Raw genomic sequence first — 12,945 nt, forward strand, 5'->3', positions numbered from 1 at the left:
GCCGGGCACTCAAACGTCATACGGCGCGCCCCTTGTGTCCGGAGACGATCACGCCGCAGCCTGTGTGGATGACAGAGACACATCTCGATCACGTCGTGCTGTGGGTGAACGACCCCCTCGCCTCGGTGGAGTTCTACGAGAAGACCGTCGGGCTGACCGGCGTACGCGCTCCCGAGTTCGCGGAGGGCAAAGCGCCCTTCCCCTCCGTGCGCGTGTCCCCCGGATCCCTCCTCGACCTCGCCCCGCTCACCATGGCCGGTTCCATGAACGCCATCCCGGGCGCAGAGGGCACGGCCGGTCACCCCGTCAACCACATCTGCCTGGCCATGGACAAGCAGGCCTTCGAGGCCCTGCACGGCCGGCTGGAGGAGAGCGGCGTCGCCGTCTCGCCGTACTCCCACAACAGCTTCGGGGCGCGGGGCGCCGCCCCCCGCTCCTTCTATTTCCGTGACCCCGACGGCAACATCATCGAGGCCCGCCACTACGACGCATGACGAGCGACGCGCGGCGAAGGACGCTTGGCGAACGACGCGCGGCGGACCATGCGCGGCGAACGACGCCCGGCGAACGACGAGCGGTGCAATGACCTAGACCAGCCGCTTTATCTCGCCCCGCACCCGGTAGAAGCCACCCTGCGAGCTGTGCAGCGCGTCCACGACATAGCGGGCGCCCACCTGACGTATCGCGCGCGGGAACTGGACGTTCCAGCTGGGCTCGTAGCCGTCGGACACCACGTGCACCCGCAGTCGGCCGCCCGCCGCCTGCACGCATTCGACGACCACCCCGGAGCCCGGCGAGGGCACCGAGCTGACCGTGGCGACGGTCGCCGTCGGCTCATAAGTGGGCAGCGCCGCCGCCTGCTTGATGTCGAGGGCGACCGGCACCGAACCGGACTGGGCCGCCGAGATCGCCGCCTCGCTCGCGTCGATACAGGCCAGCGAGCCGTCGGTGGTGACGATGTACAGCTTCTCGTCGCGGTACTGCATGGACAGCGCCGAGCCGCTGCCCGTGCGGAGCTTCCACAGCCGGGTGCCGTCCGCGTCGAAGCAGTACACGGACGAGGACGAGTCGCCGGCGAAGACATAACGGCCGCCGGGGGAGGTGGCGCACGAGTACACCGACGCGTCACACCGGTACGTCGCCTCGATCCGGCCCGTCGCCTTGGACAGCCGCTCGACGACGCGCCGGCCCGTGCCCGCGTACACGGCGGTGTCCTCCTGCCAGCCGAACAGCACGTTCCCCGTGGTGGCGGTGTGCCACAACTCCCCACTGCCGTCGGTCGCGTAAGCCGTCACTCCGCGCGTGTGGCCGTGGTAGACCGCCTCCTCGTCGGCCCGCACCATCCAGGCACTGCCGCCGGTCGAGCGGCGCGACCACTGGAACTCGTCCTCGTGGTCGATGACGGTCAGCCCGCCGTTGCGGTCCGCGACATTCAGTACGCCCTCGTGGATGTCCAGCCAGAAGATGTCGACGTCCTCGGCGATCTCGTAAGCGGCGAACGGCAGCTTGGAGGACAGGTCGTACACCCTGCCGTCGTCACAGCCCGCGTAGATCCAGAAGTCGTCCGCGACCAGGCACTTCACACCCTCCGGCAGTCGGTATCTGGCGAGCACCTCACCGTCGTGCCCCAGGGTGTAGACGTCACCGTTCTGATTGCCCACCCAGCAGCGGTGCTCCTCGATGTGGATGCCGAGGGCCGTCGCGCCCGTACGGAAGCGCCACAGCACCGGAGCCGTCGCGCGGGCCGTCGACGGTGCCGAGGTCACCTCGCGCCGGGTCACCGATCGCGCCGCCCGCTGTCCCTGGACAGCCGGCGCGTACCCCTTGCGCACCTTCTCGCCGATCTTCTTCGCGGCCGCTGCCTTCGCCTTCTCCGCGTTCGGGAAGGACGAGGTCTGCCGCTGGCCGTCCGCGCCGATCCGCCCGTACCGCACGGCTACGGTCGGCCCGTCGACGGTCACTTCGTAGAACTTGTGCGCACTGCCGTCGTCCTGGGAGAGCTCCAGATACGTCGTCTCCCGCGTTCCCCGCGCCCCGCCAGCGGACATGGCACACCCCTCCCCAAGGACCGGCCGCGGTGGCCGGTCTCCACTGATCCCAAAGTAGAGGTCACCACTGACAACGCCCCTCGGCGAAGCCCTCCGGCCGCCCCCGCTAAGGTGACGCGCCATGACGACAATGGATCAAGTTCCCGCCTCCTTCTCCGTGCACATCCCGGACGCCGACCTGGAGCCGGAGCCGCTCGACCCCGACCAGATCGTGTCCGGAGAACCGGTGGTGTCGGGCAAGGTGCTGTGGGAGTCCCCCGACGGCAAGCAGCTGCGGGGGATCTGGCAGATCACGCCCGGCGTGGTCACGGACACCGAGGCCAACGAACTCTTCGTGGTGGTCAGCGGGCGCGCCACGGTCGACGTGGAGGGCGGCGACACCCTGGAGATCGGCCCCGGTGACGCGTGTGTGCTGCGCGAGGGGGACCGTACGACCTGGACCGTGCACGAGACGCTGCGCAAGGCCTACCACATCAGCCTTTAGCGGCCTCCTCGGTGGCGTCGGCGGGAGCCGCAGGATCGGCAGGAGAGGCGGGACCGGTGGGACCGGTGGGAGCTGCGGGGCCTGTCGATCCGGCAGGGCGGCCGCGGGCGGTCAGCAGGGCGAGAGCGGCCATGGGCAACAGCAGGCAGGCGCCGATCGCGTTGAGCCAGCCGTAGCCCGCCTGCGAGACGATCAGCCCGGCGGCAGCTCCGCCGATGCCCGCCGCCGAGTTCATGGTCAGGTCCGAGAGGCCCTGGACCGCGGCGCGGGCCGGCTGCGGCACTGAATCGGTGAGCAGGGCCGAGCCCGACACGAGGCCTGCGGACCAGCCGAGGCCGAGTACGAAGAGGCCGGCGGCGGTCTGGGCGTGGCTGGGGCCCGCCGTGCCCGCCAGCAGGGCGGCGAGGCAGAGCAGACCGGCCGCCAGGCCGATGACCGCGAGGCGGCCGACCCGGTCGGACAGCCAGCCCATGACCGGAGAGAAGGCGTACATGCCGGCGATGTGACCGCTGATGACAAGCCCGACCAGCTCGAGATCGGCGCCGTGGTGGCCGAGGTCGACGGGGGTCATGACCATGATCGAGACCATGACCGTGTGACTGACGGCCACCGTCACCAGGGCGAGCCGTGCCCGCGACGACGCGGCCACCGCCGCGATTCCGGCACGCAGCGAGCGGCTCCGCGCCGACTGGGACTCCGCCGGCGCGAGCGCCCGGGCGGTCAGCAGCGGGTCCGGTCGCAGGAGTACGGCGACGATCAGCCCGGTGACGAGGAAGATCCCGGCAGCCCACAGGAACGGGCCCGCCGTCTCGGGTATGGAGGTGCCGGTGAAGGCCCGGCCCGCCGGGGCGGCGATGTTGGGACCGAACACGGCGCCGATCGTCGTGGCCCACACGACCGTGGAGATGGCCCGGGCGCGCCGGTCGGGCTCGGCCAGATCGGCCGCGGCGAACCGCGCCTGGAGGTTGGCCGAGGAGGCGGCACCGAATCCGGCCATGCCGAGCAGCAGCAGCGGGAAGCTCCCGATGACGGCGGCGACGACCACGAGTGCCGCGCCGAGCGCGCCGATCAGGTACGCGAGGACGAGTCCCGGACGCCGGCCGCGCGAGGTCATCAGGGAGGCCAGAGGGATCGACAGCAGGGCCGTGCCGGCGACGGAGGCGGTCGGTGCCAGCCCCGACACGGCCTCGGTGCCGCTTACTTCGACCGCCAGCACGGGCGCGAGGGCGATGCCGATGGGCACGCCGAGCCCGCCGAGGATCTGGCTCACGACGAGCACGACGGAGGTGCGCCGCTGGAGGGCGCGCAGCGCGTCGGGGCCGGGAACGCCCGCTGCCGCAGCTGCCTTGCCGGTCGCCGTCACAGCCTGTACGCCCCTGCCCGGTCGCAGGGCAGGACAGGCGCCGCATCCAGCGGTACCAGGGCGTCGTCGTACGTCGGCAGGCTCGCACCGACGGGCCGACGGTCACCGATGCAGCAGGGTCGCGGCTCGCGCGCAGCAGGGGTGGTAGTCACCGCCGCAGTGTGCCAGTCCTTACGGACGTGCGAAACCTAGAATGCCCGCCCATAGCCGTCCGGCCCGGGCGGTGCTCAGAACAGCGGGTGCGGCAGCACCCCTTCGAGCGCCAGCAGTGCCCGCTTGGCCTCCAGACCGCCGCCGAACCCGCCGAGCCCGCCGTCGCTCTCCACCACCCGGTGGCACGGCACCACCACGGGCAGCGGATTCGACCCCATGGCGGCACCGACCGCCTGCGCCGCGCCGGGCTGTCCGACCCGCCGCGCCAGATCGCCGTAACCGACGACCGTGCCGTACGGAACGCCGGCCGCCAGCTCGCGCAGGACCTGCCGGTTGAATCCGGAGCTGAGAGACCAGTCCAGCGGCAGAGTGAAATCGCGCAGATCACCGGCGAAGTACGCCGCGAACTGCCGTATGGGCTCGGCCAGCCGCGCGGAGCCGGGTACGGCCTCGCTCACCTCGGCGCCCAGCCGCGTCCGCAGCTGGGCGAGCGCCTTCTCCCGGACCGCGGGACGGGCATGGAAGACCACGCACACCAGGCCCGCGTCGGTGGCGGCGACGAGCAGCGGCCCGATGCCGCTGTCGCCGCTGCCGATGACCGTCCACTCCACGACCTGCCCGACGCTGTCCATGCGCACCACCGTACGACGCGCCACTGACAACGGTCCGGGCGTCAGTCGTCGACGGCGTCCCGGACGATGTCGGGGTTGTTGGTGATGATCCCGTCCACGCCGAAGCCGTTCACCCGCGCCGCGGCCGCCGCCGTGTTCACCGTCCAGGTGTTGACCCGGAGCTGCTTGCCGTGCACGCCCTTCAGCTTGTGGACCGCCGCGACGTAGTCGGCGGTGAGCGAGGTGTGCGTCGGATTGATCTGGTCCGTGAACCGCGCGTACTTCGCCAGGTCGGCGACCGGGGGCGTCCCGAGGAAGCCTGTTTTGAGGTCGGGCCGCTGCTTGTGCACGGCCTTCACGCTGTCCGCGCCGAAGCTCTGGATGACGAGCCTGTGCTTGACGTGGTGGCGGTTCAGCCAGCCCTCCTGACGCAACACGCGCAGGGTGTCCCTCTCGATGCCCGGGTAGAGCTCGGGCTTCTTGATCTCCAGGAGCAGCTTCTGGTGGTTGCGCTCGACCCGGTTCACGTACTGCTTCAGGGTCGGCACGCGCGCCCCCGCGAACCGGGGGGCGAACCAGCTGCCCGCGTCCAGCGTGGCGATCTCCGCCGCGGTGAAGTCCTTGATCTTCCATGGCGACCGGCCGGGGTAGACCTGCTCCACGTTCGTGGTCCTGGCGAGGCTGTCGTCGTGGACGACGACCAGTTCGCCGTCCTTGGTGCGCTGGACGTCGTTCTCCACCCAGTCGGAGCCCATCCGGTCGGCGAGGTCGATCGCCGCCAGCGTGTTCTCGGGAGCGTATGCGGACGCGCCACGGTGGGCGATGACGGCGGGCGCGTCGTCGGTGCCGACGGGACCGGCTGCCTGGGTGGCCGAGGTGGGCAGGAGCAGCGCGGCGGCGCCCAGGAGCGCGGCGGCCGTGGCCGAGGCGGTGCGTGCGTACACAAGTACTCCTCGCATGGAGCGATCACGGACGGTCCGAGAGTGACAGCAAAGGGTCAACGACGGACAGGCGAAGGATGGCCACGAAGTGAACGAAACCGACCGGGCCGCGTCACGTGTCAATTTCCACGTCACCGAATTGCAGGGAAAACGTGTACTGATCACCCGGCTCGGCCTACTCTCGCCCGAAACAGGCCTCCTCACCACCAGTGGGCCTCCCCCTGGCGACGGAAGTTGAAGGGCACACAAAGCGCATGCAGGGCACTGTCGACGGATTCAGTTACGGCCTGGTCACCCCGGTGGTGGCGTACCTCATGGCCTGTCTCGGCGGCGCGCTGGGACTGCGCTGCACCGCGAGAGCGCTCATGCACGAGCACAGCCGGAAGACCGGCTGGCTCGCGCTCGGTGCGACGGCCATCGGGTCGGGAATCTGGACCATGCACTTCATCGCGATGATGGGCTTCGCGGTGGAGGAGACACCGGTCGGTTACGACACGACCCTGACGTACGCCAGTCTGGGCGTCGCCATCCTCATGGTCGGCATCGGCGTCTTCATCGTCGGACACCATGGAGTCACACCAATGGCCCTGGTAACGGGCGGCACGATCACCGGCCTGGGGATCGCCTCCATGCACTACCTCGGCATGGCCGGAATGAGGCTGCGCGGTCAGCTCCAGTACGACACGCTCACCGTCGCCCTCTCCGTGGTGATCGCGGTGGTCGCCGCGACCGTGGCGCTCTGGGCGGCCGTGTCGGTTCGCGGATTCCTGCCGAGCGTGGGCGCGAGCCTGGTCATGGGCGTCGCGGTGAGCGGCATGCACTACACCGGCATGGCGGCGCTCAGCGTCCATCTCCACGGATCCGCGGGTTCCGCCGGAGGCGGGCCGTCCACCCTGGTCCTGGCGCCGATGCTGATCGGTCCGGTGATCTTCCTCGTCCTGGCGGGTGTGGTCGTGATGTTCGATCCACTGCTGATCACGAGCCGGGCCGACCGGCAACGGCCGGCCGGCCCCGGCGTCCCGCGCCCGGCCGCGGAAGCCTCACGTCGCCGGTGACCGGCGCGATCACCACGTGAGTGTCAGTGCCGGGTCGTACGGTTGAGGCATGCGGCCCGTTTCAAGCATCGAACGTACGGTGGCGCCCTTCGAGGTCGTCAGTTCCTACCAGCCCAGCGGCGACCAGCCGGCAGCCATCGCCGAGCTGGAGCAGCGTATTCGCGCAGGTGAAAAGGATGTCGTCCTGCTCGGCGCGACCGGCACCGGCAAGTCGGCGACCACCGCCTGGATGATCGAGAAGCTCCAGCGCCCCACGCTCGTCATGGCGCCGAACAAGACCCTCGCGGCCCAGCTGGCGAACGAGTTCCGCGAGCTCCTGCCGAACAACGCCGTCGAGTACTTCGTCTCGTACTACGACTACTACCAGCCCGAGGCGTACGTCCCGCAGTCGGACACGTACATCGAGAAGGACTCCTCGATCAACGAGGAGGTCGAGCGGCTGCGCCACTCCGCGACGAACTCGCTGCTCACCCGCCGCGACGTCGTCGTGGTCGCCTCCGTCTCCTGCATCTACGGCCTCGGTACGCCGCAGGAGTACGTGGACCGCATGGTGCCGCTGAAGGTGGGCGAGGAAACCGACCGCGACCAGCTGCTGCGCCGTTTCGTCGACATCCAGTACACCCGCAACGACGTGGCGTTCGCCCGCGGGACCTTCCGGGTCCGCGGCGACACGATCGAAATCTTCCCGGTGTACGAAGAACTTGCCGTGCGCATCGAGATGTTCGGTGACGAGATCGAGGCGCTGTCCACGCTCCACCCGCTCACCGGCGAGATCATCAGCGAGGACCAGCAGCTCTACGTCTTCCCTGCCAGCCACTACGTCGCCGGTCCCGAGCGCATGGAGAAGGCGGTCAGGGGCATCGAGAAGGAGCTGGAGGGCCGGCTCGCGGAGATGGAGAAGCAGGGCAAGATGCTGGAGGCCCAGCGTCTGCGCATGCGCACCACCTACGACCTCGAGATGATGCGCCAGATCGGCAGCTGCTCCGGCATCGAGAACTACTCGATGCACATGGACGACCGCGCCCCCGGCACCGCGCCGCACACTCTCCTCGACTACTTCCCCGAGGACTTCCTCCTGGTCATCGACGAGTCGCACGTCACGGTGCCGCAGATCGGCGCGATGTACGAGGGCGACGCGTCCCGCAAGCGGACGCTCGTCGACCACGGCTTCCGGCTGCCGTCCGCGCTGGACAACCGCCCCCTGAAGTGGGAGGAGTTCCAGCAGCGCGTGGGTCAGGCGGTCTACCTCTCCGCCACCCCCGGTACGTACGAACTCTCGCGCTCCGACGGCTTCGTGGAGCAGATCATCCGCCCCACCGGCCTCATCGACCCCGAGGTCGTCGTCAAGCCCACCGAGGGCCAGATCGACGACCTGGTGCACGAGATCAGGAAGCGCACCGAGCGCGACGAGCGTGTCCTGGTCACCACCCTCACCAAGAAGATGTCCGAGGACCTCACGGAGTACTTCCTCGAACTGGGCATCCAGGTCCGCTATCTGCACAGCGACGTCGACACACTGCGCCGCGTCGAGCTGCTGCGCGAGCTGCGGTCCGGTGAGTACGACGTCCTGGTCGGCATCAACCTGCTGCGCGAGGGCCTCGACCTGCCCGAGGTCTCCCTGGTGGCCATCCTCGACGCCGACAAGCAGGGCTTCCTGCGCTCGGGCACCTCCCTGATCCAGACCATCGGCCGCGCGGCGCGCAACGTCTCCGGTCAGGTCCACATGTACGCCGACAAGATCACCCCGGCGATGGAGAAGGCCATCGACGAGACCAACCGGCGCCGGGAGAAGCAGATCGCGTACAACACGGCGCACGGGGTCGATCCCCAGCCGCTGCGCAAGAAGATCAACGACATCGTGGCCTCGATCGCGCGCGAGCAGGTCGACACCGAGCAGCTCCTCGGCTCCGGCTTCCGGCAGGCCAAGGAGGGCAAGGGTGCCAAGGCGCCGGTGCCCGTGCTCGGTGCCAAGGCGGCCAAGGGCGCCAGGGCGGGCAAGAAGGGCGATGTCCTCACCGACCGCCCCGCCGCCGAACTGGCCGCACTCATCGAAGAGATGACGGAGCAGATGCGCGGCGCGGCCGCCGAGCTGCAGTTCGAAGTGGCCGCACGCCTGCGCGACGAGGTGGGCGAGCTGAAGAAGGAACTGCGGCAGATGAGGGAGGCGGGGCAGGCCTGACGGGCCGGGCACCTGGTGTGTTGCAAGACCGACACAAAGTAGGCCGCGGCTGTGGCGGCCCGGGCGTGACTGCGTAGGGTTCTGAGCAGCCGCACGCACACGGGCGGGCCGCGGCGTAAGCGATGAGAGGGGACAGCGCGTGGTGGATGTATCCAAGGGCAGCGCGCCCGGGGGACCTGGCGTCAATCTGACCAAGGGTCAGGCCATCAGCCTGGAGAAGAAGGGCGGCGGCACGCTGACCGCCGTCCGGATGGGGCTCGGCTGGCAGGCGGCGCCGCGGCGCGGTCTGTTCGGCTCGCGCACCCGGGAGGTCGACCTCGACGCCTCGGCGGTCCTCTTCGCGGACAAGCAGCCGGTCGACGTCGTCTTCTTCCGCCACCTCGTGAGCGACGACGGCTCCGTGAAGCACACCGGTGACAACCTCGTCGGCGGCGCCGGTCAGGGCGGGGACGACGAGGCGATCCTCGTCGACCTCCAGCGCGTGCCGGTGCACATCGACCAGATCGTCTTCACGGTGAACTCCTTCACCGGCCAGACGTTCCAGGAAGTGCAGAACGCGTTCTGCCGCATCGTCGACGAGACCAACGGCCAGGAGATGGCCCGCTACACGCTGGACGGCGGCGGCCAGTACACCGCGCAGATCATGGCCAAGGTGCACCGCGCGGGCGCCGGCTGGCAGATGACGGCCATCGGCACCCCTGCCAACGGCCGTACCTTCCAGGACCTGATGCCGTCGATCCTGCCGCACCTGTAGCAGGCGACCGCCGTAGTACGCAGCTCCCGGAGGCATCGTGCCGCCGGGAGCTGCACCACATGCACTTCACACAGACACGCCACACATGCCACCACCGGCCACCGCTGTGGCCGTCGACTACACGACGCGGGGGAGACAGGCGATGACGGCCGAGCTGGTCCGGGGACAGAACCACCCCTTGCCCCAGGCCCGTTTGGAGATCCGGGTGTCGGCCGGCAAGCCGGTCGTGGCAGGTGCCACCCTGGGCGACGAGCACGGCACGGTACGCGGCACCGAGTGGGTCGCGCACCCCGGCTCACCGAACCTCCCCGGGCTCGAAGTGTCCAAGCAGGCCGCGGCCGACCACCGGCTCGCCGTGGACCTCGAGGCCCTGCCGGAGACCGTGCACCGGGTGAACGTCCTGCTCGCCCTTCCCATGGGCGTGGGCGGCCCGGCCCGGTTCGGCGCCGTCGCGGCCCCCTTCGTGTCCGTCACCGGACTGGACGGCTCGGAAGTCGTCAATTACACCGTGACCGGGCTGGACAGCGAGTCCGCCGTGGTGGCCCTGGAGCTCTACCGCAGGCAGGGCATCTGGAAGGTGCGCGCAGTCGGCCAGGGGTACGCCGGCGGCCTCGCCGAGATGCTCGGCGACCAGGGGCTCGCGCAGGCCCACGAACTCGCCATCACCATCCAGGACGCGGTCAGCAGCGGAATGGCCCGCTCCGTCTCGCCGCCCCCGCCCCGGGGCCAGGAGGACGACGACCGGGCGCGGCGTGCGACGTCCCACGCGACCAGCGGCGGCCGCGACGCGCAGACCGACGTACCGCCTCCTCCGGCCACCGCGCCACCCGTGCCCACACCGTCGTCGGGCGGCCCGGAAGGCGGCGCCCCGCAGGCTGCCCAGGGCGGCCCCATCGACTACGCGCATCCGCGCCGTCAGAACACCGCGCCGCCGCCCCCGCCGCCCACCGCGCCGCCCGCGCCGCCGGGCCGGTACCCGCAGCCCATCGCCGGTGACGCGACCGGCTGGTCCATGGAGGAGCGGCTCTACAACCAGGTGTGGGGCATGTTCGAAGACCTGGCCCGCACCACCGCGGCGTACCGCAGCGCCGTCGACTTCGCCGAGTCCCGGATGGACCGGGAGCTCGACAAGGCCCTCTCCGACCCGCGCAGCAGGATCGGCACCGCGGGCGACACCGCCCGCGCGACGGCCCAGGCCAAGCACGACCAGCTCGTCGGCCAGGCCCGCGAGGTGCTGGAGCGCGACCTGACCCAGCTCGCCGCCGAGACCGGTGTCGTCGAGCCCGCCCTGCCGCCCGCCGTCGCTTCCTGGGACAACCCGGTCTGGCACGGATACCGGGTCCCCATGGAGATCCCGATGGCCCTGCGCGTCGGCGACCTGCACCTGCCCGAACGCCCGGACCTGCGCATTCCCATGCTGGTGCGACTGCCGCTGGAGCGCGGTCTGTGGATCGACAGCGGCCGTTCCGGATCCGAGGCCGCGCTGATGATGGAGTCCGACCAGCTGCGCAGGGCGGCGATGGAGACCGCCGCGGCGCACGCCGCACGGCTGCTGGCGGTCTACCCCGCGGGCGAGTTCACCGTCCATGTCATCGACCCGGCCGGCACCGGCGCGCCCGCACTGGCCCCGCTGACCGAGACCGGCGTGCTCGACGCACCGCCCGCGACCGGCGCCCAGGGCGTGGCGGCCGTGCTGGCCAAGCTCACCCAGCGGGTGGAACTGGTGCAGATGGCGGTCCGCGGCGGGGTGACGGACTCGCTCCCGCCGGACCTGGACACGGCGGAGCAACTGCTGATCGTGAACGACTTTCCGCACGGTTTCGACGACCGCGCCGTCACGCAGCTCCGCTACCTGGCCGACGAGGGCCCGTCGGTCGGCGTCCATCTGATGATGGTCGCGGACCGCGAGGACGCGAGCGCGTACGGTCCGGTGCTCGATCCACTGTGGCGGGCGATGCTGCGCGTGACGCCGGTGCCCGACGATCACCTGATCGACCCGTGGGTCGGCCATACATGGACGTACGAGCCGCCGCTGCCGCCGCCGGGCAGTCAGGTCCTGCGGCAGGTGCTCGCTCAGGTGGCGGCAGCGAGGCGGTCACTGCCCCGCTGAACGGTGCTTTTGGCGGTACTTTACCCATCCCTTTACCTTCTCTTGGGTGTTCCTGTACCCTTCGTAGAGCGGAGGGGAGTACTCCCGGCTGCGACGTACCCGTCAATACGGACCGCCATCGGTCCCGGGGCGTCGGCCTGCGGCGCGAGTGAACGCGCCCTGGTGGAAGAGACCTCCGGCAGCGACGACGCTGAGTGAGTTGCCGTAGCTATCTGCCGGAGGCGCAGTGGACGTTTCAATGACCCTTTGGGCGCTGACCATTCTTGGTCTGATCGCCCTCATCGCAGTCGACTTCCTCATCGGGCGCAAGCCGCACGATGTGTCGATCAAGGAAGCCGGAATCTGGACGGTCGTCTGGATCGCCCTGGCGGTGCTCTTCGGCCTCGGGCTCCTGGTCTTCGGCACCACACAGGCATCCGGAGAGTTCTTCGCCGGCTTCATCACCGAGAAGTCGCTCAGTGTGGACAACCTCTTCGTCTTCGTCCTGATCATGGCGAAGTTCTCGGTGCCGTCCCACCTCCAGCAGCGCGTGCTGCTGGTCGGTGTGCTGATCGCCCTGGTGCTCCGCGCGATTTTCATCGCAGCCGGCGCCGCGGTCATCGCCAACTTCTCGTGGGTCTTCTACATCTTCGGCGCGTTCCTGATCTACACCGCCTGGAAGCTCATCCAGGAGGCGCGGGCCGACGAGGAGGAAGAGGCGTTCGAGGAGAACCGTCTCCTCAAGTCGATCGAGAGCCGCTTCGGCGTCGCCGACAGGTACCACGGCACCAAGCTCTTCATCAAGAACAACGGCAAGCGCGTCCTGACGCCGCTGATGGTCGTCATGCTCGCCATCGGCACGACCGACGTGCTGTTCGCGCTGGACTCGATCCCGGCGATCTTCGGCCTCACGCAGGACCCGTACATCGTCTTCACCGCCAACGCCTTCGCCCTCATGGGTCTGCGGCAGCTGTACTTCCTCATCGGCGGACTGCTCAAGAAGCTGGTCCACCTGAGTTACGGCCTGTCGGTCATCCTGGGCTTCATCGGCGTCAAGCTGGTGCTGCACGCCCTGCACGAGTCCGGGGTGCACGTCCCCGAGATCTCCATCCCCTTCTCGCTGACGGTCATCTGCGGGGTGCTGATCATCACCACGATCACCAGCCTGATCGCCAACAAGAAGACGGCACAGCGCGCGCAGGCCGCTCATGAGGAGAGCATCGACGCCTGAGCACCATCACACGTTTGAGGCCGGCCGGAGCTGCTCA

At 69.7% G+C, this 12,945-nt stretch carries 12 protein-coding genes; 7 read left to right on the plus strand and 5 right to left on the minus strand.

The genetic code is table 11. The features are described 5' to 3' along the window. Positions 1 to 68 precede the first annotated feature (68 nt). On the plus strand, positions 69 to 494 hold the full coding sequence (locus ACWIHY_RS19135) for a VOC family protein (RefSeq protein WP_454376813.1): 426 nt from the start codon (positions 69 to 71) through the stop codon (positions 492 to 494). Positions 495 to 587: 93 nt separating this feature from the next. Here ACWIHY_RS19135 and ACWIHY_RS19140 read toward each other — a convergent pair whose 3' ends face one another. Further along, on the minus strand, positions 588 to 2,048 hold the full coding sequence (locus ACWIHY_RS19140) for a WGR domain-containing protein (RefSeq protein WP_454376814.1): 1,461 nt from the start codon (positions 2,046 to 2,048) through the stop codon (positions 588 to 590). Between the two features lie 121 nt (positions 2,049 to 2,169). Here ACWIHY_RS19140 and ACWIHY_RS19145 point away from each other — a divergent pair, with 121 nt between their 5' ends. Beyond that, positions 2,170 to 2,532, plus strand: a complete 363-nt coding sequence (locus ACWIHY_RS19145) for a cupin domain-containing protein (RefSeq protein ID WP_454376815.1) — start codon at positions 2,170 to 2,172, stop codon at positions 2,530 to 2,532. Here the strand turns inward: ACWIHY_RS19145 and ACWIHY_RS19150 are convergent. From ACWIHY_RS19150 to ACWIHY_RS19165, 4 genes are all read right to left on the minus strand, one after another. After that, positions 2,522 to 3,895, minus strand: a complete 1,374-nt coding sequence (locus ACWIHY_RS19150) for an MFS transporter (RefSeq protein WP_454376816.1) — start codon at positions 3,893 to 3,895, stop codon at positions 2,522 to 2,524. The genes ACWIHY_RS19145 and ACWIHY_RS19150 overlap by 11 nt on opposite strands. After that, positions 3,892 to 4,047 carry a hypothetical protein gene (locus tag ACWIHY_RS19155; protein WP_454376817.1) on the minus strand — a complete coding sequence of 52 codons (156 nt, stop codon included), beginning with the start codon at positions 4,045 to 4,047 and terminating at the stop codon, positions 3,892 to 3,894. The genes ACWIHY_RS19150 and ACWIHY_RS19155 overlap by 4 nt, the downstream gene beginning before the upstream one ends. Positions 4,048 to 4,122: 75 nt before the next feature. Continuing rightward, entirely contained in the window at positions 4,123 to 4,680 is a 558-nt protein-coding gene (locus tag ACWIHY_RS19160) for a methylated-DNA--[protein]-cysteine S-methyltransferase (RefSeq protein WP_454376818.1), read from the minus strand. Positions 4,681 to 4,721: 41 nt separating this feature from the next. Continuing rightward, positions 4,722 to 5,603 (minus strand): glycerophosphodiester phosphodiesterase, encoded by an 882-nt coding sequence (locus tag ACWIHY_RS19165; RefSeq protein ID WP_454376819.1) that lies wholly within the window; start codon positions 5,601 to 5,603, stop codon positions 4,722 to 4,724. Between the two features lie 251 nt (positions 5,604 to 5,854). Between ACWIHY_RS19165 and ACWIHY_RS19170 the strand changes: the two genes are divergently transcribed. The 5 genes from ACWIHY_RS19170 (at position 5,855) to ACWIHY_RS19190 (ending at position 12,908) form a co-directional block, all read left to right on the plus strand. Next, positions 5,855 to 6,655, plus strand: coding sequence for an MHYT domain-containing protein (locus tag ACWIHY_RS19170; RefSeq protein ID WP_454376820.1), 801 nt, complete (start codon positions 5,855 to 5,857; stop codon positions 6,653 to 6,655). A 49-nt stretch (positions 6,656 to 6,704) separates the two neighbouring features. Further along, positions 6,705 to 8,834 (plus strand): excinuclease ABC subunit UvrB, encoded by a 2,130-nt coding sequence (gene uvrB, locus ACWIHY_RS19175; protein WP_454376821.1) that lies wholly within the window; start codon positions 6,705 to 6,707, stop codon positions 8,832 to 8,834. A 187-nt stretch (positions 8,835 to 9,021) separates the two neighbouring features. Continuing rightward, the gene (locus tag ACWIHY_RS19180; RefSeq protein ID WP_069930790.1) at positions 9,022 to 9,588 is read left to right on the plus strand and encodes a TerD family protein; all 567 of its coding nucleotides are present in this window, start codon (positions 9,022 to 9,024) and stop codon (positions 9,586 to 9,588) included. A gap of 142 nt (positions 9,589 to 9,730) precedes the next feature. Beyond that, on the plus strand, positions 9,731 to 11,698 hold the full coding sequence (locus tag ACWIHY_RS19185) for a TerD family protein (protein WP_454376822.1): 1,968 nt from the start codon (positions 9,731 to 9,733) through the stop codon (positions 11,696 to 11,698). A 226-nt stretch (positions 11,699 to 11,924) separates the two neighbouring features. Further along, positions 11,925 to 12,908 (plus strand): TerC family protein, encoded by a 984-nt coding sequence (locus ACWIHY_RS19190; protein WP_454376823.1) that lies wholly within the window; start codon positions 11,925 to 11,927, stop codon positions 12,906 to 12,908. Positions 12,909 to 12,945 lie beyond the last annotated feature (37 nt).

This window comes from Streptomyces sp. NPDC055287, assembly GCF_053646035.1.

Coding starts and splice junctions, on each gene's coding strand:
- ACWIHY_RS19135 (WP_454376813.1), top strand. CDS start 69: ATGACAGAGACACATCTCGATCACGTCGTGCTGTGGGTGAACGACCCC.
- ACWIHY_RS19160 (WP_454376818.1), bottom strand. CDS start 4,680: ATGGACAGCGTCGGGCAGGTCGTGGAGTGGACGGTCATCGGCAGCGGC.
- ACWIHY_RS19140 (WP_454376814.1), bottom strand. CDS start 2,048: ATGTCCGCTGGCGGGGCGCGGGGAACGCGGGAGACGACGTATCTGGAG.
- ACWIHY_RS19185 (WP_454376822.1), top strand. CDS start 9,731: ATGACGGCCGAGCTGGTCCGGGGACAGAACCACCCCTTGCCCCAGGCC.
- uvrB (WP_454376821.1), top strand. CDS start 6,705: ATGCGGCCCGTTTCAAGCATCGAACGTACGGTGGCGCCCTTCGAGGTC.
- ACWIHY_RS19145 (WP_454376815.1), top strand. CDS start 2,170: ATGACGACAATGGATCAAGTTCCCGCCTCCTTCTCCGTGCACATCCCG.
- ACWIHY_RS19170 (WP_454376820.1), top strand. CDS start 5,855: ATGCAGGGCACTGTCGACGGATTCAGTTACGGCCTGGTCACCCCGGTG.